General features: G+C 29.9%; 16 protein-coding genes. 8 read left to right on the plus strand and 8 right to left on the minus strand.

Annotation, left to right across the window (positions count from 1 at the left end; genetic code table 11):
- Nucleotides 1-5 precede the first annotated feature (5 nt).
- From PW5551_RS08115 to PW5551_RS08135, 5 genes are all read right to left on the minus strand, one after another.
- Entirely contained in the window at nucleotides 6-146 is a 141-nt protein-coding gene (locus PW5551_RS08115) for an Rpn family recombination-promoting nuclease/putative transposase (protein WP_233488492.1), read from the minus strand.
- A gap of 348 nt (nucleotides 147-494) precedes the next feature.
- On the minus strand, nucleotides 495-1,826 hold the full coding sequence (locus PW5551_RS08120) for an MFS transporter (RefSeq protein WP_199562260.1): 1,332 nt from the start codon (nucleotides 1,824-1,826) through the stop codon (nucleotides 495-497).
- 240 nt (nucleotides 1,827-2,066) lie between these two features.
- Nucleotides 2,067-2,789 carry a PIG-L deacetylase family protein gene (locus tag PW5551_RS08125; RefSeq protein WP_113075282.1) on the minus strand — a complete coding sequence of 241 codons (723 nt, stop codon included), beginning with the start codon at nucleotides 2,787-2,789 and terminating at the stop codon, nucleotides 2,067-2,069.
- A 321-nt stretch (nucleotides 2,790-3,110) separates the two neighbouring features.
- Nucleotides 3,111-6,569 (minus strand): DEAD/DEAH box helicase, encoded by a 3,459-nt coding sequence (locus PW5551_RS08130; RefSeq protein WP_113075283.1) that lies wholly within the window; start codon nucleotides 6,567-6,569, stop codon nucleotides 3,111-3,113.
- A gap of 45 nt (nucleotides 6,570-6,614) precedes the next feature.
- Complete coding sequence (locus tag PW5551_RS08135; protein WP_113075284.1) at nucleotides 6,615-7,586, minus strand: ABC transporter ATP-binding protein; 972 nt, start codon at nucleotides 7,584-7,586, stop codon at nucleotides 6,615-6,617.
- A 141-nt stretch (nucleotides 7,587-7,727) separates the two neighbouring features.
- On the opposite strand from PW5551_RS08135, the gene era reads away from it, so the two are divergent.
- On the plus strand, nucleotides 7,728-8,651 hold the full coding sequence (era, locus tag PW5551_RS08140; RefSeq protein ID WP_113075285.1) for a GTPase Era: 924 nt from the start codon (nucleotides 7,728-7,730) through the stop codon (nucleotides 8,649-8,651).
- A 14-nt stretch (nucleotides 8,652-8,665) separates the two neighbouring features.
- Here era and PW5551_RS08145 read toward each other — a convergent pair whose 3' ends face one another.
- From PW5551_RS08145 to PW5551_RS08155, 3 genes are read right to left on the minus strand one after another with little or no spacing between them, the layout of a single operon-like run.
- Nucleotides 8,666-9,253 (minus strand): ANTAR domain-containing response regulator, encoded by a 588-nt coding sequence (locus PW5551_RS08145; protein ID WP_113075286.1) that lies wholly within the window; start codon nucleotides 9,251-9,253, stop codon nucleotides 8,666-8,668.
- 22 nt (nucleotides 9,254-9,275) lie between these two features.
- A complete protein-coding gene (locus PW5551_RS08150; protein WP_233488493.1) occupies nucleotides 9,276-10,751 on the minus strand; it encodes an ATP-binding protein in 1,476 nt (491 codons plus the stop codon).
- Complete coding sequence (locus tag PW5551_RS08155; RefSeq protein WP_113075288.1) at nucleotides 10,687-11,148, minus strand: ATP-binding cassette domain-containing protein; 462 nt, start codon at nucleotides 11,146-11,148, stop codon at nucleotides 10,687-10,689. Before PW5551_RS08155 ends, PW5551_RS08150 begins: the two co-directional genes overlap by 65 nt.
- Nucleotides 11,149-11,669: 521 nt before the next feature.
- Here PW5551_RS08155 and PW5551_RS08160 point away from each other — a divergent pair.
- From PW5551_RS08160 to PW5551_RS08190, 7 genes are all read left to right on the plus strand, one after another.
- A complete protein-coding gene (locus PW5551_RS08160) occupies nucleotides 11,670-12,626 on the plus strand; it encodes an ABC transporter substrate-binding protein (RefSeq protein ID WP_199562262.1) in 957 nt (318 codons plus the stop codon).
- A gap of 297 nt (nucleotides 12,627-12,923) precedes the next feature.
- Complete coding sequence (locus PW5551_RS08165; protein ID WP_199562264.1) at nucleotides 12,924-14,432, plus strand: sugar ABC transporter ATP-binding protein; 1,509 nt, start codon at nucleotides 12,924-12,926, stop codon at nucleotides 14,430-14,432.
- Between the two features lie 32 nt (nucleotides 14,433-14,464).
- On the plus strand, nucleotides 14,465-15,445 hold the full coding sequence (locus PW5551_RS08170) for a ribose ABC transporter permease (protein WP_113075289.1): 981 nt from the start codon (nucleotides 14,465-14,467) through the stop codon (nucleotides 15,443-15,445).
- 40 nt (nucleotides 15,446-15,485) lie between these two features.
- Entirely contained in the window at nucleotides 15,486-16,652 is a 1,167-nt protein-coding gene (locus PW5551_RS08175) for a carbohydrate kinase family protein (protein WP_113075290.1), read from the plus strand.
- A 14-nt stretch (nucleotides 16,653-16,666) separates the two neighbouring features.
- Nucleotides 16,667-17,512 (plus strand): class II fructose-bisphosphate aldolase, encoded by an 846-nt coding sequence (locus tag PW5551_RS08180; RefSeq protein WP_113075291.1) that lies wholly within the window; start codon nucleotides 16,667-16,669, stop codon nucleotides 17,510-17,512.
- Nucleotides 17,513-17,517: 5 nt separating this feature from the next.
- The gene (locus tag PW5551_RS08185; RefSeq protein WP_158526168.1) at nucleotides 17,518-18,924 is read left to right on the plus strand and encodes a sedoheptulokinase; all 1,407 of its coding nucleotides are present in this window, start codon (nucleotides 17,518-17,520) and stop codon (nucleotides 18,922-18,924) included.
- A complete protein-coding gene (locus tag PW5551_RS08190) occupies nucleotides 18,911-20,038 on the plus strand; it encodes a class I mannose-6-phosphate isomerase (RefSeq protein ID WP_113075293.1) in 1,128 nt (375 codons plus the stop codon). Before PW5551_RS08185 ends, PW5551_RS08190 begins: the two co-directional genes overlap by 14 nt.
- The last annotated feature ends 383 nt before the right edge of the window (nucleotides 20,039-20,421 follow it).

Here is a 20,421-nt window from a genome sequence, read left to right on the forward strand (position 1 = left end):
CGTTATTATGTTCTGTTTGTCTCTCTTTTTAAATCTTCTACTTTTATTTTATCTGTTATTTCTTTTGGTAGAAAGGCTTTTAGAAAGTCATAGAATATTTCATTGTCTTCAAAGAGTTCTTTGAATATTGAGTCTTTGTTCGACATTGTTCTTCTCCTTTGTTTGTAGGATTGAGGTCATCTATTTAAATTATACCATAATAGTGATGGTTTTAGTTTGGAAAGTAAAATTCACCTTTTGTGAAGTAGAAATAGCTTTATTTAATAGAGTATTTGAGAAGTATTTTGGTTCAATTCCCCTTCCTCGAAGGGGTGGATGCAGCGTTTTATGCTGCAGACGGGGTAGTCACTCTTTAATTTGCTTTTAGCAAATCTGTATTTGTCAACCTAAGAATCACAATTAAATGTTACTGAAATGATAACATATCCTTCTTGATAAATTCTTTATTTTTTCCTGTATTTACTGTATTTATCTTAGCAAAGGCCAGTTCGTTATTAAGCTTGTTTTTCTTCTTTGAACCTTACGAAAAAAGAAATAATAAAAGAAACTGCCATCAGCAAAGCAGGAAAAACTGAAATCATAAAACGTGCAGCTAAATCAGGATGTTCCCCTGGATTATTACCATCAACAAAACCGAATATCAGTGTAACTAACAATAGTACTAAACTTTTTGCTAACCCTGAAAAATGTATAATAAACTGAAAACCACTAAAATAGATCCCTTCACGCCTAAGGTTTGAAGCTTTTGCGTCCGCATCTATCACTTTTGCATATATCAAATCAATATTGGCAGTAACTCCTGCAATCCCAACGCCTATAAGAACACCTGCAATCATAGAAAAAACTAAAGATTTAGCGGAGAAGATTGGTATAACTGCGATTCCTAAAAATAACAAAGAAGTACGCCACGCTGTCAAAGCCCCAAGCTTATCTATTACTTTAACCCACAAATACATAGCTGGAATAGCTGTTATAAATACAGCGCCTGTTAAATAAGCCGCATTAGCCTCGCTTAAACCTAAGGTATATTTGATGAAATAAGGAATACTTAACAGTAGTATCGCAAGCGAAGCTTGATAAAAAAAGTTAGTTAAACTAACTGCCCAAAAATTTTTGTTTGCCATTACGGCCTTTAAAGATTCTTTTAAAGTTGGAGCTTCACTTTCTATATATTCAGGTCTTTCGTGAATACTAAAAACTGCAATTAGATAAAAAAACATACCTATTAGTATCATGAAAGTAGCTGTTATGGAATATCCATATCTTTCAATTAAGATAGGAGCTAATGTTACTCCCACAATTAATCCGACAAATTGAAAAGCTTGTCTTAAAGCATTTGATCTTGTCCTTATTTTACTATCTATAAAAAGTTCCGGAAATAGTGAATGATAATTAACCGAAGCAATAGTAGATAAGGTTTCAGTAAACATAGAAAAAATGGCAAAATAAACAACTAATAAAAAAACCTTTCGAACTGATAAAGGAGGCGAGAATAAAAAAATATACGATATACAATATAGCGGTACAGATATTAACATCCAGGGTTTACGCCTACCTATTTTGGTACGAGTACGATCGGAAAAATATCCAAAAAGAGGGTCGTTTATAGCATCCCAAATAGTAGCAAAAACTGTAATCAACGATATCATTGTTAACGAAATACCTAAAACATCGTTATAAAAAAATACTAAATATGCCCCTATCATCTGTCCTGGAATTGTAATGCCTAACATTCCTAAGGCATATGGGAAAGGATGAGTTTTACGATAAGAAATGCTATTTATTGTACTAATTTTATCCCTCCTATGAATTCTTTCTTTGCTCACTTTAGAAATTTTAAAACTTAAGTTTTATTAATATTTTAGTTTTAAATTTTTTAAAAAATACTTCCCTAACTATAATCCTTACTAACTCCGAATTTCTTTAGCTTTTTCGGTACGAATACCGAAGAATACCTCACACCTTGTCTTTACGTTTTAGTGAATTTACCTCTCTGGGGAGAGGAATTACACTTAATTTAACTTTGGCTTAATTACCTACACCATTCGCGAGAGAACCATTTGTAATTATATCCACATGGCTTCTTCAAAACAATGCAACATTATTGGAAATAAAACTTTAAAATTTTCAGCATATTTGCATCCTATTTTTTCTCCATATACATTCGCTTTTAATCCAAAATATTGTTGAATAATTAAAAAGAATTCTTTTGTAATTTGACTTTTATGAATTTTAATAGCTTCCATTTTTTTCTCCCAAAAATCATCAACAGAAACATACTGATTAGGGTACGCGGTAAAGAAAAAAGCAATTAAAGCTTTAGGATTTAAACTATTAGCTGCTGCCTGTGCCGTAGCTAATCCACAAATTTTATGATCTTGATGAGTTTCATAAGGTAAAAATGGATCTACCGTTAAAATTAAATCAGGCTCAACATTTTCAATATTTTTCTTTAAATCATTTCTTACATCGTTTATATCGTATCTCCCACCATCAGGATAGTTTAACCAAATAATTTGATCAACACCCAATAATTCTGCAGCATTTTCTTGTTCCTTCTTTCTTATCTTGGCTGTTTCTTCACGGCTTTTTCCCTTAATCCCCGCACCTCCTTCTGTAACCATGAGATAAGTAACCCTTGAACCTAATGATTTTAATTTTGCAATAGTTCCCCCTGCCCCTATTTCTCCATCATCTGGATGAGGAAGAATACACAACACATTACGTTTATCTTCTATTTTCGGAATAGGGAGCATTTTCTTTAAACTTTGTAGAATTTTTTCCTCCATATAAAATCATCCCCTTTAAAAGATTATTCACCACTTTAGAAATTTCAAAACTTAGATTTTTATAAAATTTAACTTTTTTGTTTTGTGAAGTCAAGGAGAGGCAAGAGGGCTCCGCCCTGAACCCATTTTAAATTCAAATACGTATTTTTAGAAACACTTCATTTATAAAGTCTCTATCTAATGTGCCTAACCATATTCTACTAATCAATCTATTCTATGTTTTTGGGAACAATGTAACCATAAGCAGTTGCATATGTAATGTAATAGACCTTGTCCGGCGACTACAATCTTCCACTATTTTAATGTTTCCAAAATATGAACTTAACTCTCAAATTTAAACAAATCTTTGATTTCTTTGTTAGATAGTTCTGTTATCCAATTTTCCCCACTTGTTATTATGTTTTCAGTTAATTCTTTCTTTTTTTCAAGAATTTCATTAATTTTTTCTTCAAAGGTGTTTAAAGAAATAAATCTGTGCACTATAACATCTTTTGTTTGGCCTATTCTGAATGTTCTATCTGTAGCCTGGTTTTCAACAGCAGGATTCCACCATAGATCATAATGAATTACATGATTAGCTGCCGTAAGGTTTAAGCCAGTTCCGCCTGCTTTTAAAGAGAGTATCATTATTGGATATCTATGCTTGTTTTGGAAATTGTTAACAAGTTCATCGCGTTTTTTTCTGTTTAATTGACCATGAAAAAACAACGGTTCGATTTTAAGTTCTTTAGAAATAATTTCTGATAATATATCTCCCATTTCCTTATAATGTGTAAATAATACGGCCTTTTCGTTTTTTTCTATAATATTTTGTATTAAATCCATAAGTTTCTCAGTTTTTCCTGAATCAAGCGCTTTGGGAATGCCTTTTTTTGTGTAATTTACTGGGTGATTACATATTTGCTTTAGAGAAGTTAGCAGCTTAAATATTAATCCTTTTCTTTTAATGCCGTTTTCTTGCATGGCTTCTAGTTCTTCTTCAATATTTTCTACAACTTCTTTGTATAGCGCTATTTGTGAAGGCTTTAGATAAATGTATTCGTTGTATGTAAATTTTTCAGGTAAATCTTTTATTATATTTTTATCCGTTTTTATTCTTCTTATTAAAAATGGATTAATCATATTTTGAAGTCTTTCTATTGCTTTTGTATCGCCGTTTTTTTCAATGGGATTTGCAAACAAAGTTACAAAACTTTTTTTCTTTCCCAAGTATTCAGGCATCAAAAAATCATAAATACTCCACAGTTCAGTTAGCCTGTTTTCAATGGGTGTTCCAGTCATAGCAATCCTTCTTAAGGCTTTTAAAGATTTTACTGCCTTTGTTTGTTGTGCATCAGGATTTTTAATATTCTGAGCTTCATCAATAACTACCAAAGAAAAATTTTTTTCTTTTAAGAATTTTATGTCGTTCCTTACAATACTGTATGTTGTTATAATGACTTCGGAACTGTCTGGGAATTCTCTATTCATACCATGATAGATACTCACTTTAAGATTCGGAGCGAACTTTTCACATTCCTTAAACCAATTCCCAACGAGAGTTGTTGGACATATAATTAAAACAGGTTCTTTTAGATTATTCTCTTCTTTCATTTTTAATATAACTGAAATAACTTGTACAGTTTTTCCGAGCCCCATATCATCAGCAATACATACGTTGAACCCTTTATTAATATTCGTATAGAGCCACCTGTACCCCGTTTCTTGATAAGGCCTTAGTTCTGCTTTGAGGTATTTTGGTATTCTTACCGGAGATATTTTTCTTAAATCTTTTAAGAATTCTTCAAGGTTGTTATCTAAGATTAACGGCAAGCCGTTAATTCGGCGGGATAGTATAACTTTTAATGCTTCAAAATTCGACGTAATTTTTATTTTTTCTATCTTTTGCATTATAGATTCAAATTCATCGGGAGCTAAAAAAACATAATTTTCTTTAATTTTAACTATTCCTTTTGTTTTTTCTGCTAAAGTCTTAAACTCTTCGAGAGAAATTTCAGATTCTCCAACTACTATTTTGTAATCGAAATCTAGTAGTTGACCTAAAGAAAGGAAAGAAAGATTGTTAGTAGAAGAGCTAGCTTTTACAGCCAATTTCGGTCTTGAGATTTTTTGGAGGCCTTTTGGGGCTAGTATCTCAACGTTTAAAAGTCTGAGTATTGGCATCGCGTTTATCATTATTTCACTTAGTTGCTGTGGAATAACTGTTATTTTTGAACTTTTTTTCTTTAAAAACTGCCCAAAGAATTCAGCGTATTTGGCAATAGTAGCGATTTCTTTCAATACATCTGATTTTCCTTCTTCGTTACTTTCAAAAAAGGTTTTAATGTCTGTATATGTATCAAAAGGTTCGTCTTTTCTATATATATCAAGAGAGAGGTTGAAAAACATCTCTCCAATTTCTTCCAAGCTTATTACCAATTGATGTTTGCTTTGTCTTAAAAACAAAGGTTCGAGGTAATTTTTAATGCTTTCATATGTTCTTTTTTCTTCAAACTTTTCTGCTGTATAAACTTTGGATTTAAAAAACACTTCAGTTATCTTATTTTCTTTTTCTACCGTATAATATTTTGCTATTATGTATTTTATGTACTGTGAAATAAGGTATTCAACTACTTTATCTTTTTTCATATATTGATCTTTTTCGTTTACTACAATTCCAGTTGGAACGATTGATTTGAGATAATCAAGATATTCTTTTACATAATCGTTAAAATCAAGTGCTAAATAGTCAATAACAAAATTGTTTTCGTCGATTTTTTTAGGAAAAGGTATGTAGGCTTTTAAGTCTATGAGATTATGTGCAAAAGAAATTATTTTTTTTAAAAATAAAGATTGTTCACTATCACCATCATTTTGGATAAGAGAAATGCTTTCAAATAAATCAAAGAAATCTTGACTTGTACTTTCAAAATGATTGTTGACTTTTTTTAATTTGGCTTCTTTTATTTCTTCTCCTTTTAAAATTACTTTGGGAGTTATGGGAGAGTATAAGAAGTTTATATCAGAATCTTTGAAATAAGGGTTGACTTCCTCTGTTATATTTTCAGTATTTTCTAACAATATTCTAGGCAATTTATTGTACATATTTAACAGAAGAGTTTTGAAGTCGTATCCATCGTAGAAATATGCTTCATCTGGTAATAGTTTTATTACCTTTTCAATTTCGTATTGTTCGTAAGATACTTCCGGTTGTTTTTTAGGGATTGATTTTTCTTCGATCTCATTTGTAAAAAGTGGGTCTGTGTTTTTCCCTGTTTCTTCAGCAATTTCCATTAATTCTTTTTTTTGCATACCACGCATTTCAAAAATTAGAAACGGATCTTTATCTATTTCATCGGCTATAATATAATAAACCGCGGCCAAATGTTTACAAGGGTTTGCCCAATCAGGGCAGGAACAATGAGCGTCTATATCGTCCCAACTTTTTGGAAATAATTCAACGCCCTCTTCTTGAGCGATAACAAGAAGTTCGTGAGGAAGGTTACCACTTAATAACATCGCTGATAGGTCAAGCCTTTCGTTCAAAATCTTTTTAATCTTTTCCTTTTCTTCATTTGTGAAAAGAGGTAATGAAATTTTTTCTCTGTAAGGATTTGGTCTTGTTCCCTGTACCCTTGCTGCTATCTTAAAGTTTTTTTGAATCTTTATTTCTAAAACAGAGCCGTTTTTTGCATACCTCCTCCCACGTGGTAGTCTGTTTGTATCCACATCTATCTTCTCAAGAGCTTCTACCCATTTTTGACCCCACCAGCTTTTACCAAAAACATATTTTCTTCCCATATCTTACTCCTTTTTTTTAAATCTTCATTCTAGAAAAAAATTTAATCATACTTCAAAATATTGAGGATTTGTTGGTATAAAAAAGAACTCTTCGGGTGTTTCTTTATTTACTAAAAGTCTTATGGGTTTACCTTCGTATTCGCATTCTACTAAATCATGAGTTGAATCGTATATATAGCTTTCAATGATCTTTGCTTTAAAACCCTTTTCTTTAACTTCTATTTCTTCTGGTCTAAAACATAGTTTGTATTTTTCACCTTTGATTTCAACGTCTAGGGTATTTAACCCCAATCTGGAAGTTAGCTCCATAGATTTTAAGTTAGCTGGATTTTTGTAAACGTCGAACGTCTCGCCAAATTGTAATATTTCTCCATCATTGATTATTGCTAAATAGTCACTGACTGATAAGGCATCCTCAGGATCGCTAAAAACAATTACTGTAGTTTTTCCTAACTCGTGAATGAATTTCTTTAGTAAAGCTCTCATCTCAACGTGAATTTTTCTATCCAGTTGACTCAACGGTTCATCAAGTAATAACAACTTACAATCATGTAATTTTTCTCTACCAAAAGCAATTAATTGTTTGATTCCTTCGGGTAATTCATCAGGTCTTAATTCTAAGTAATTAGGCAGACCATTAAGCTCTTTTGCAGCTTTTATCGCTTCTGAATATACTTCTTTCTTCTTTTTGCCACTGATGTACAACGGAAAGCCTAGGTTTAATTTTGTATCTAAATGTGGAAAAAGCGCATAATTTTGAAAAACAAACCCTACTTTTCTTTCTCTAGGTGAGTACTTTTCGATTCGCTCATTATCAAATGTTATAGTTCCAGAATCCGTTTTGTTTAAACCTGCTAAAGTTCTTAAAAGAACTGTTTTCCCTGATCCTGAAGGGCCTAAAATTGCCAAAACATTTCCAGCGGATAATTCAAAAGAGATATCTTTTAATTTAAATTCTCCAACATGGGAGTTTAAATTTTCAACCTTCAAAGAAACATTGTTAGCTATCGATACCATCTTTTTTCACCCCCTTTTTAAAAAGTTTTTACAATCTTAAGCTTACACAAAAATTATAGCATATTTGTTTTCAATTTGACTTTCAAATTATATTGTATTAAAATATGTACATAATAAGAATGATAGTAATGGGAGGAAAAGATGGAGGATAATAATTTCAAAAGTGGTTTTGTGGCTTTAGCCGGAAAGCCCAATGTTGGGAAATCCACCTTGATAAATGCTTTAATGGGTCAAAAGGTAGTTATAGTTTCAGAAAAGCCCCAAACTACGAGAAATAGAATAAATTGTATTTTAACTGAAGCGAATTATCAAATTGTTTTTGTGGATACCCCAGGGATACACAAACCGTTAAAAAAAATTGGAGAATATATGGTTAATATTGCTGTTAACGCTTTAAAAGGCGTTGATGTAATTCTCTTTATGATAGATGCCACAGAAGGTGTTAGAAATTCAGACTTAAGAGTAGCTGAAATAGTTAACAAATCAAAAATTCCTACTATTTTATTAATTAACAAAATAGACCTTCTAAAAAATAGATCAAAAGTAAAAGAAATGGCAGAAATTATAAAAGGAGAATGTTCAAACATTGTTGAAACTTTGGAAATCTCTGCAGTAACTGGCGAAAATCTTTCAAAACTTAAAGAATGTATAATAAATCTCTTACCCACTGGCCCACAATATTATCCAGAGGATATGATTACTGATAAACCTTCAAGGTTTATAATCGCTGAATTGATAAGAGAAAAAATATTCCTTCTAACAAAAGAAGAAATTCCACATTCAAGTGGTGTGGTTGTTGAAGAATTAAAGGAAAGAGAGAACGGAATGTTGTATGTAAGAGCAGAGATATATGTCGAGAAGAAAAGTCAAAAACCAATTATAATTGGAAAAAATGGTAGTATGATAAAAAATATCGGCCAACAAGCCAGAAAGGATATAGAAGAACTCTTTGAAAAAAAGGTTTTTTTAGACCTGTATGTAAAAGTTCGCGATAAATGGCGCGATGACAAAAATATTCTAAATAATATTATGGAATATAAAATGGAAGAAGTAAAAGACAAATAATATGAGTATATATTTTAGTCTAATCTGAAAGCTTTGTCTGCTTCTATAATCTCATTTGCAACGTCTACTATTTTTTTATTTGAGTTTCTGCTCTTCTTTTGAAGAAATTTCATAGCTTCGCTTTCACTTAACTGTAATCGTTCCATAACTATTCCTTTCGCTCTTTCTATTATTTTTCGAGATTCTAAAGCTTCTTTTGTGGTTTCTAGCTCGCTTTTAAGCTCTTTTATATCTTTGAATCTAGAAAGGGCTATTTCTATTGCTGCTTTTAAATCAGATTCGTCTATTGGTTTAATCAGATATCCTAACACTCCTATATCTTTTGCTTTGCTTATTAATTCTTCATCATCATATCCGCTAACGATAATTGAGGGGACAAACTTTGTTTGAGAAATATATCTTAATGCCTCCAAACCATCCATTACAGGTAAATTTATATCAGCTATTATTAAATCGGGGCTTTTTTCTAAAACAATTTTTACCAGCTCTTTGCCGTTAGTAGCCTCTCCTACGACTTCATAACCTAAATTTTCTAAATTATTTTTCATCCCCATTAAAATAATATATTCATCTTCAGCGATAACAATCTTTAATTTTTTCATCGAATAACCCCCCCAATATTTTTCAAACTTTTTCAATTTTTTCTTCAAAAATATTTTCTTTATCTTTCTTAAAAGGTATCTCTATGAATACTTTTGCTCCCTCATCATTTTCAGTCTTTATTTTTCCACCTAATTGTTTGGTAACTATTGAATATACGATTGACAATCCCAATCCATTATTTGTTGTGAGGTGAAAATTTTCTGGAAATCCTTTACCATTATCTGAGATTACTAATTGTATCTTTTCGTTATTATATTTACAAAAAACTGAAATTTTTCCTTTATTTTTTTCAGAAAAAGCATACTTTAAGCTGTTGGTAACTATTTCATTCACAACAAGTGCGATAGCAGATGCCTTACTATATGAAACAAAGACATTATCTAAATTATATTCAAACTCAGTTTTATCCTTTGTTCCTTTCATAAATTTTATAATCTGAATTATCATTTCTTTTAAGTTAATTATACTTCTTCCTAACTTATCTTTTGATAGTAAATCATGAACAGCGGCTATACTTTTTATTTTAGAAATCAAATCATCAAGCATTTCGTCAATATTTTTTTGAGAATCTTTTTTGAAAGACATTTTATAGAGTGACATTAAACTAATAATTGATTGTAAATTATTTTTTATTCTATGATGACTTTCTTGTAGGAGAACAGAATTTCCCATTAGTCGAGTATCATGAATAGCTAAAGCGGCTTGATGAGCAATAGTTTCTAAATATTTTATCTCCTCTTCGCTATATAGATAAAAATCTTTATAATAAATTTGTATTATACCGCTTAATCTTGATCTAATGTACAAAGGCACACAAATAAAGCTAAAAATATCTTTATTAATTTTGAAAAACTTTTCAAAACCTCTGTCTCTTTTAGTAAAATAGTAAACTTCCGAATCACTTATCAAGTTTAAGATTTCTTCTTCATTTGATACAAAATAAATATTTTTATCTTTTTTGTAAAAAGATTTTCCTATTATTGTATTTGTCTCTTCATCTAATAAAGATATACTACAAGCATCAGCTTTCATTGCTTTAGCAGCATTTTTTGCAAGTAAATTTAAAATGTCATCTAATTCGTATTCTGAAGATAAATATTCAGCTGCTTCGAATACTGACTCTATTAATTGTCTTTCTTCCCTATTTTCAGTATTATCATCGAAGCTTATTCCCATTATCTTATTGATAAGCTTTTTAGGATTATTTTTTACTTCATCTGAACTTAAAATTTCTGTTATTTCTCCATCATTCAATATTGCCATTCTATCCGCAATTTTTAAGGCATCTTCCCACTGCTTGGTTATGTAAATTACGCTTTTTCCTTCTTTTTTATGCTTTCTTATCATCGAATGTAAATTCATCAAAGAATTTAAAGAAATATTTTCAGCCGGTTCGTATAAAATTACTACATCAGGGTTCACTGAAAAAGCCCTAACAAATGCTAAATTTTTTTTTTCTTCTAAAGTAAGATTCTTTACTTTTGTATTTGGATCCAATTTCAGATTGAAACTTTTTAGGATTTTTTTTTGTCTGCTCATTATTATCTTTCCAGTGATAAAAAAATTGAAATTTTCTGTAAAAAGAAATATGCAAAAAAAGATTTTGAGAAACAGTTAAATTTCCAAATAATCTCAATTTTTGATCAACTATTTCAATCTTATTTTTTTTAAAATCAAGTAAGTTAAAATGTAGGATTTGCCCAATATGAATCAATTTACCACTTGCTGGCAAGTTACCAATTAATCCATCTATAATCGCATTCTTACCTGAACCATCCTGTCCAACAATGGTTATTACTTCTTCTTTATGCAATATTACACAGAATTTTTTTAAAACCTCTACTCCTTGATCTTTTACATAAAAGTTTTGAATTTCTAAAATTTTTTCTAACATTGCTTTTACTCCTTTATTTTCAATTTTTCATTTTTTATTATAACATTTTTAATTTATAAGAAAAAACAATTATTTGCTTTCTAATTGTAATTATTTTCCTTAAATTCATTCTAATTAAATATAATTAGATTTGACACTAAGATAAGAAAGTTATAAAATTATACCAACATGAAATTTTACGCCCATGAATGGTGTAGATATATAATTTAAAAATAAAAAGGTCATGAATGCCTTCGTATATTGAAAAATATACGAAGGCATTTTTTGTTTAAAGGAGTTTTTTCATAATCATTTTTTAAATTTTGGAAATAATTTATTGCATAATCAAAAAGATAAAATTAATGAAAGAACTTTTAAGAGAATTCCCACCATCAAAATAATTTTTAAAACATGCTAATTAAATATGTTATTTAATGTATCAATATTTTAAAGAGAGGTGATAATTATGTCTTAAAAAATGTAGAAATGAATCAAATTGATAGGTTTTTTGTTCAAAATTATTTTATGAGGAGGTAATCAAAGTGAAAAAAGGTCTATTAGTTGTAATTCTAACTGCATTGTTTAGTTTAGTAGCTTTTAGTGAAGTAGAACTAAAAACAGTTGCTTTCACTTGTCAAGATTTAGGAAATCCTTTTTTTAAACTAATGGGAGATGCTGTAACTCAAGCAGCAAAAGATATCGGAGGTGAAAACGTTCGGGTGTTAGTTGCTTCTGCTGACAATGATTTAAACAAACAATTTACGCAGATAGATGATTTTATAATTGCAGGAGCTCAAATAATAGTTTTAAACGCAGCAGATAGTGCGGGAATTGCGCCGGCAGTAAGAAGGGCGAAAGAAGCAGGTGTAATTGTTATAGCATCTGATGTAAGTGCTGAAGGTGGGGTGAATTATACATTAACTAGTAATAACTACCAAGCTGGCTATATTGTAGCAGAATACATAGCTGAAAAACTTGAAGGCAAGGGAAATGTTGTTGCCATTATAGGGGATCCTGTTTCAGCTTCTTTAGATAGAAAAAAAGGATTTGATGATGTTATGTCTAAATATCCCGACTTAAATGTTTTATCTGACTCACAAAATGGTAAAGGCAGAAGAGAATTGAGCATGATCCTTATGTCTGATCTATTAACTGCTTTTCCACACATTGATGCAGTATGGGCAGTTAATGATCCTACTGCAATTGGTGCAGAACTTGCTATAAAGCAGTCTGGAAGAGCTAATGAAATCTTTGTGGTTGGAGTTGACGGATCTCCTGAAGTTGTTGCAGCCATGAAAGAAGGAGGAAGTATTATTGAAGCTACAGCTGCTCAGGACCCATGGTATATGGCTTATCACGCTGTTGAAGTTGGATGGCAAATATTAAACGGCAACATACCAGAAGAAAAAATTGAATTAGTCCCCGTTCAACTTGTTACCAAAGAAGATGTTTTGAGTGGAAAATATACTGGTTGGCCTGTTCCTGAACAATACAAATAATTATAGGTGCAATATCCAGGAGTGTGTAAACACAACTCCTGGATATCTAAGTCAAAATAAATAAACGTGTTTTTTGGGTTACATTTAAGTTTAGAATAATTAAAAATATTTTATAAAAAGAGGAAATTCCAAAAAATAAAATTATAGAAAATTATAACCTTATACAAGATAAGAAACTAAAAAAGTCAGAGAAATTGGAGTAATTGATAAGATTTGGAATCAAAAAAATTATTTTTTACATTTCAAATTTTTTTGGAATTTCTAAAAGGTAATAGTAAAATCAGGAGGAAAATAAAAATGGAACAGAATAAAGTCTTAATTGAGATAAGGAAAGTATCCAAACAATTTCCTGGAGTGAGAGCTTTAAAATCTGTTTCTTTCAATATAATGGAAGGAGAGATTCATTGTATTGTTGGAGAAAATGGAGCAGGAAAATCAACACTTATGAAAATTCTTGGTGGGGTTGAAACAATGACTTCAGGGGAAATTTTAGTAGGTAAAAAGTCTGTGAAATTTAACAATGTTGGAGAAGCACTGAAAAGTGGAATAGTACTTATTAGCCAAGAATTAAATATTGCTGCTAATATGAAAGCGTATGAAAATATTTTTATGGGAAATGAATTAAATGAACACGGGATTCTTTCTATTAAAGAAATGAAAGAAGTTTCGAATAACTTGTTGAGAAGTTTGGGTGCCGAATTTCCAGTAGAAGTGTATGCTGAAGAACTAAGTGTCGCTGAGCAACAGCAAATTGAAATTGCAAGAGCTTTGCATTATAATAGCAAAATACTAATAATGGATGAACCAACAGCATCTCTATCGGAAAAGGAAACAGAAAAGCTTTTTAATGTAATGAAAGAATTGAAGAAAAAAAACATTACTATTATTTTTATAAGTCATAGACTTTCAGAAGTTATGAAAATAGCAGATTCTGTAACAGTCTTAAGAGATGGAGAGTATATAGGGACATTGCAAAAAGATAAACTGGAAGAAGAACAGATAGTTAAATGGATGGTTGGAAGAACTTTAAAAGATTATTATTATCATAAATATAATGATAAATTACCAGATAAAGAATATATTACATTTAAAAATTACTCCGATAATAAAAAGGTATTTGACGTTTCTTTTTCTGCTAAAAAGGGAGAAATATTAGGCATTGCAGGATTGGTTGGAGCAGGGCGTACTGAGCTTTTTAACTTAATATTTGGGATTAATAAAAAAACTAGTGGCAAGTTATTTTTAAATGGCAAAGAATTATTTATAAAAAATCCGTATAATGCAATTGAAAATGGTTTGGGGTATATTCCAGAGGACAGAAAAAAACAAGGTTTGTTTTTAGAATTATCTGTTGCATTTAACTTAACGATTAATATCATGGATACTGAATTAATATCAAAATATAATATTATAAGTAAAAAGAAAATGATTGAAGAAGCAAGTAGAATCGTAAACTTAAGAAATATAAAGACTCCAGATAGTAATAGAGAAGTTAAATATTTATCAGGAGGGAATCAACAAAAAGTATTATTATCTCGATGGTTGGCAACAGAGCCAGATGTTATTTTTTTAGATGAACCCACAAAAGGAATAGATGTCGGAGCCAAGAGTGAAATTTATGAGTTAATTGGTGAATTAAGTATTAAAGGAGTAACAATTATATTTATATCAAGTGAGTTGCCAGAAATTATAGGCCTTTCTCAACGAATTCTTATTATGCATAACGGAAAGATAAGTGGAGAGTTAACAGAGAAAAAAGATTTTACACAAGAAAATATACTTAAATATGCTGCAGGACTTAAATAATCTAAACAAATTCCTGAAAGGAGCCAATTATAATGGAAGAAAAAAATTTAAAAAAGAGTGAAAATAATATAGTTAAAGACCGAGTAAAAACTGTTATGAGGGATTTTGGGATTTTACCAATTTTAATAGTGGTAATAATTATTTTTGCTTTAATGTCTCCTAATTTTGCAACTTTCTCTAATACTATGAATATCTTAAGAGCTACTTCAATTAATTTGGTAGTTGCTGTAGGGATGACTTTTGTTATTTTAACGGGGGGAATTGATTTGTCGGTAGGATCAACGGCGGCTTTAGCAGCAGTTGTTGCTCTTAAGGTTTCATTGACTCCTTCTGCAATTTTATCTGTTCCCACGGCTTTATTAATAGGAGCAGGAGCAGGTTTGATAAACGGACTTTTAGTTGCCTATGTGGGTATTCCTCCGTTTATTGCTACTCTTGGAGCCATGACTTATCTTAGAGGGGCTTCTTTCCTTCTAGCAAATGGTGTTTCTATTATAAATAGCAATCTAAATTTTGCTTGGATAGGGAATGGTTATTTAGGTCCAATACCTTGGTTAGCAGTGATCGCACTTCTTGCAGTTTTTATAGGTGCTTGGATATCAAAAAAAACTGTATATGGTATGAGAATATATGCAGTAGGAGGCAATTTAGAAGCTGCTAAATATACAGGAATAAAGACAAAAAGAATTTTAATGTCTGTTTACATTATAAGTGGTTTAGCTAGCGCTCTTGCTGGTATAATGATCGCGAGTAGAATGTATAGTGCAAATGGTTTAATTGGTCAAGGATATGAATTAGATGCTATTGCAGCAGTTATTATAGGAGGAACAAGTTTTACGGGAGGAAAAGGAACTCTTGTAGGGACACTTTTTGGAGCTATACTTATGGGAGTATTGAATAACTGGATGACATTAATGGGAATTTCCTATTATTGGCAACAAGTCGTTAGAGGCTCAGTAATTGTAATAGCTGTTATAGTTGATACTTTAAGAACAAAATATTCCAGAAGTTGAATATATAATTAAACACAAATTGATTTTGAGAGGTAATATTATGAAAATATCTGGAGTTGGATGTTGGATAGTTGATTATATTTATAAAGATATTAACTTTTTAGATTTTTCAACGAAGAAATACGCTAGTAAAGATGGTAAAAATGGTATTATAATTGGCGAAGCTAATCTTGTTAATGAACTGGAGAATTATTTTAATGAATCTATAAATCACATTATAAATGATATATCAAAAGGTCAAAAACCTATCAAAAGATTAGGCGGAGTAGCAATTATTGCAACAATAGGGGCTTCACAATTACTATACGATTTTAAAGATATAGATTTTTATTATTATGCTAATATTCCCGATACTACTATAGGAAAATACGTGTATGACACATTAAAAAATACCCCCCTTTCTTTGGAGCACATTCAAATTAAAAAAGGACAAGATACCTTAACTTATATACTTTGTGAAAAAGAAAAAAATGGAGAATCTTCTCGTACTTTCATCGGTTCTCCTCACATCCATCCTTCAACAGCTTTAAAAGTACAACAGCTTAGCAATGATTTTTTTTTGAGTGATATTAATTATTTTGGTCATATAGCTTGGGAATATATAGTAAATAATGACTTTTCTTATATTTTAAAAAAATGTAAAAAAAATAAAAATATTACAATTGTTAGTACTGCAAGTGATGCGTCAATGAGAAATAAAAAAAGATGGATTTTGGGTGATTCTGATGATGTATACAATTTTATTGATTTTATCATTATGAATAAATCGGAAGCGCTTCATTATAGTGGAGGGAATGATTTATATGATGCTTTAAAATTTTTTAAGTCTTTTCCAATAGAAGGAATACTAATTACTGACGGTACAAACCCAACATATATTTACAGTAGAGGAAATATGTCTTTTCCATTTGAAGGATTTATTCCTATAGCTGAGGATATCATTAACGATAAAGAGAGAGGCATACTTTCAAAAGGAGATACTGTAGGATGTGGAGATAATTTTGTAAGTGGTGTAATTGCTTCAATTGCTTTACAATTGACGAACAATAACAAGCAAATAGATTTAAAAGAAGCCGGTATATTAGGAAATATAAATGGAGCTCTTGCTTCAACAATTCACGGAGGATTTTATGAAGAAAATATACAAGGAGAAAGAAAAAAGATTGTTGAAAATTATTACTACAAATATAAAATTAAAAATGAATAAAAGGAGAAGATTTTATGGCTATTGTTAATTTAAGAGAAGTATTAACAGACGCAAATAAAAGGAATTATGCAGTGGGATGTTTTAATACAATAAATTATGAATCAGTACGAGGAGTTCTTGAAGCAGCAGAAGAAACTAGATCTCCAGTAATAATTGGTATTGCCGAATCTCAACTTGTTGATGTGGACCTTTTTTCCATTATGAATATTATGACTTATGAAGCAAAAAGATTTTCAATCCCCATAGTTATTCATCTTGACCATGGGACTACTTTTGAAACAATAAGAAGAGCTATAGAATTGGGGTGTAGCTCTGTTATGTATGATGGTTCTTCTTTGCCTTTAGAAGAAAATATAAAAAATACCAAAAAAATTGTTGAATACGCAGCGTCCTTAAATGTGTTTGTAGAAGCCGAAGTTGGCGAAATGGGGAGTGAAACTAAAGAGATTTCACTTGAAAGAGCAGAAGAAACAGATTTATTATTGGCATTAGAATTTGTAAAACATGTTACTGTAGACGCTTTGGCAGTATCTTTTGGTACAAGGCACGGTATAACCAGCGAAACCCCAAAGCTGAATATAAAATTATTGGAAGAAATTCATAAAAAATTGAACATTCCTTTAGTAATGCACGGAGGATCAGGGCTAAGACAAGAAGATTATAAATGTGTTATAAAAAATGGGATTAGAAAAATCAATTATTTTAGTTATGGATATTTAGAAGTTGCAAACAAAATACGAAACTTAATAAACAAAAGTCCTTCTATTTTGTATGATAAAATTTCCTATTTTTCAAAAGAAGCATTTAAAGAAGTTTACAAAGAAGTAATGAAAATGTTTGAATGTGCAGGGAAGGCTTGATAATAATGAATACTTTAGGAATAGATTTTGGTACAACTTCATATAGTGCTTGTTTCTTTAGTAACGAAACAAGAAATTTTTTATTTAAAAATAGAAAAAATGATAGTCTTATTATTGATGGACTAAATAATGAATTTAAAATAACAAAAGTAAGATCCGAATTTAAAAGTTTTATTAATGATTTAGGTGAAGTTTTTAATTTAAATGAAGTTGAGGCAATTACTATAACGGGTAATATGCATAGCTTTTTCTTAGTAAAAAATGATACTCCTATTACGAATATAATCACTTGGCAAGATCAAAGATCTTTAGAAAAATATAAAGATAATGAATCATATATTGAATATATAAACAAGAATTATCGAGAACTTTTTTCAAAATTTCAACATTATCTTACTTCAGGATATGCAGTCACTACCTTGTTGCCTTTATCTCAAATCATAGATTTTAAAGGTTGTTCTTTGCATTTCGCACCTGAATTTCTTTTAAAAGAACTATTAGGTGATAAGCCATATAGTGAAATACCAACTGACCATTCTTTGGCTCATAGTAGTGGTTTTTATGATTTGGAGACTAAAGATTGGAATTATAGATTAATTGAAGAGTTAGGTTATAAAGATCTTTTGCTTCCTAGAATTGAAGACGCTGGTAGCTTTATTGGATATGTAGGAAACCATATTCCACAATTATCGGGAGTTCCAATTTATTTGGGAATGGGAGATAATCAAGCATCTGTGCTAGGCTCTATTTTTGAAAAGAAAATTAATGATGAATTTGCAAATATTTTTGATGAGTCAAAAATATTAGTCATGAATATAGGCACAAGTGGACAAATATCTTCTGTTACGTGTAAGACAAATAATGTTTCGGAATTTTTAGAATATAGACCTTTTGTTGATGATTATTTATTATTGGTAGGGGCAAGTTTGTCGGCAGGTAAAACTATCGAGATTATTAAAAATTTCACAAAGGAAATATTAAGAAAAATAACTAAAAAAAGCTATGATGATAATAAAATTTATGAAATTATCAAAAATTCTGTTTTGCCCTATTCAACATTAAAATTTCGTACTACGTTAAATGGAACGCGTTATGACCCTTATTTAAGAGGTTTTATTGACAATATAGGTTTAACTAATTTTACTTACGAAAATTTGATAACTGCTGCAGCATATGGAATAATAGAAGAGTTATATTTTTATTATCAAAAAATGGATTTTGATTGTGAAACTATAATTGGTATTGGAACTGGATTACAGAAAAACCCCTTTTTCCAAAATATTATAAAAAAAGTGTTTAAAAGAGATTTTTTTTTGAGTAAATTAAAAGAAACTACTAGTTTTGGAGCGGCCATATGTGCATTAAATGCTAGATTATATGGAAAGGAGGTTTTAGATCATGATTTTAAATAAAGGTGAAATTATTAAACAATTAAATAAACCTCTTTTAATTAAAGAGAATAGAGTTCGCAGGTTATATAAAGGAGGTGCTTTAATTGATAGATTTAGAAGACATATGGTGGCGAAAGATGATTTTTTACCAGAAGATTGGATAGGTTCAACTACTTTAGCTATAAATAGGGATCCTATTCCTGAGGAAGGAATAGGAAAATTAATAATTAAAGATCCTAAAATTAGTTCCGATATGGAAATATCTTTTAAAAAAATTTTGGAGATTCCTGAATATGCTGAAACATTATTTGGGGATGGAATTGAAAGAGGAAAAACACCCGGCATATTGGTTAAGTTATTAGATTCAATTACCAGGCTTCCTTTACAAACTCATCCTAATAAAAAATTTACCTCTAAATATTTTCACGATAATCATGGAAAGTGTGAAAGTTGGATAGTTTTAGAGGGAAGAAAAATAAATAATGAAGACCCTTATGTTTTGTATGGTTTTAAAGAACACGTCACTAAAGAATTGTTCATAAAAGCATACAATGAGCAAAAAATAAAATTAATGGAATCTTTTATGAATAAAATTTATGTTAAACCTGGAGATATATTTTATATTGAGCCAAATATTATTCATGCAATTGGACCAGGAGTATTTTTATTGGAAATTCAAGAACCTACAGATTATGTATTTCAATTTGATAAAAAAGGAGAATATTGGGAACTTAATGATTATGAAGTACATATGGGTCTTGGTGAAGAAGTGATGCTTAATACAATTGAGTATGAGTTGAAAGGATCTAAATTGGTAAATAAAAACTTTTCACATATAGACATTTATAAGAATTATAATGATATAATTCCTTTATTTAAAAAGGAACAAAATGAATACTTTGGATGTGATTTAATAACATCTGAAAAAAGTATTCAAAGAGTGCATAAGGAAATAAGAATAGGAGTTGTAATAGAAGGATCTTTAAATTTAAATTTAAATGGCTCAATTTTACAAGTACAGAAAGGTGATACCTATATGTTGCCAGCACCTTCTGGAACTGCATTTCACATTTGTAATTATAATAATATAAAAGGCAAAGATTATTTTTCCATTTTAGAAGCTTTTCCAATTTAATATAAATTTTTTTTAATGATTGGTATTAAAGTTAATGATTTAAACATAATATCTCACTTTAAAAGGATACTCTTTAAAAATAGATCATAGGAAAATTTAAAGTGATAAAATCTAAAAAATCATAATGAAATTCTTAAAATCAAAAGGGATATGAGAAAAATTTCGTGTAATCAAGTGGTGGATTAAGTAACTTGGAATTAGGATATAGGGAAAATATGTTTTATCATGAAATATAAAAAAAGTTCAATTACCTATTTTTAAAAGTCTAAATCATTTAACTAAAAAATAAGAAGATAAATAGTATAAATAAATATAATAGTAACATTTTTAAACAGTATAAACTTACTCATTGGTACTTAAGTTCAAAAAAATATTTAAATAAA

This window comes from Petrotoga sp. 9PW.55.5.1 (genome assembly GCF_003265365.1).
In the GTDB taxonomy this organism is placed as follows: domain Bacteria; phylum Thermotogota; class Thermotogae; order Petrotogales; family Petrotogaceae; genus Petrotoga.

Coding starts and splice junctions, on each gene's coding strand:
- PW5551_RS08180 (WP_113075291.1), top strand. CDS start 16,667: ATGGCTATTGTTAATTTAAGAGAAGTATTAACAGACGCAAATAAAAGG.
- PW5551_RS08170 (WP_113075289.1), top strand. CDS start 14,465: ATGGAAGAAAAAAATTTAAAAAAGAGTGAAAATAATATAGTTAAAGAC.
- PW5551_RS08190 (WP_113075293.1), top strand. CDS start 18,911: ATGATTTTAAATAAAGGTGAAATTATTAAACAATTAAATAAACCTCTT.
- PW5551_RS08155 (WP_113075288.1), bottom strand. CDS start 11,148: ATGTTAGAAAAAATTTTAGAAATTCAAAACTTTTATGTAAAAGATCAA.
- PW5551_RS08115 (WP_233488492.1), bottom strand. CDS start 146: ATGTCGAACAAAGACTCAATATTCAAAGAACTCTTTGAAGACAATGAA.
- PW5551_RS08130 (WP_113075283.1), bottom strand. CDS start 6,569: ATGGGAAGAAAATATGTTTTTGGTAAAAGCTGGTGGGGTCAAAAATGG.
- PW5551_RS08175 (WP_113075290.1), top strand. CDS start 15,486: ATGAAAATATCTGGAGTTGGATGTTGGATAGTTGATTATATTTATAAA.
- PW5551_RS08125 (WP_113075282.1), bottom strand. CDS start 2,789: ATGGAGGAAAAAATTCTACAAAGTTTAAAGAAAATGCTCCCTATTCCG.
- PW5551_RS08185 (WP_158526168.1), top strand. CDS start 17,518: ATGAATACTTTAGGAATAGATTTTGGTACAACTTCATATAGTGCTTGT.
- era (WP_113075285.1), top strand. CDS start 7,728: ATGGAGGATAATAATTTCAAAAGTGGTTTTGTGGCTTTAGCCGGAAAG.
- PW5551_RS08135 (WP_113075284.1), bottom strand. CDS start 7,586: ATGGTATCGATAGCTAACAATGTTTCTTTGAAGGTTGAAAATTTAAAC.
- PW5551_RS08145 (WP_113075286.1), bottom strand. CDS start 9,253: ATGAAAAAATTAAAGATTGTTATCGCTGAAGATGAATATATTATTTTA.
- PW5551_RS08165 (WP_199562264.1), top strand. CDS start 12,924: ATGGAACAGAATAAAGTCTTAATTGAGATAAGGAAAGTATCCAAACAA.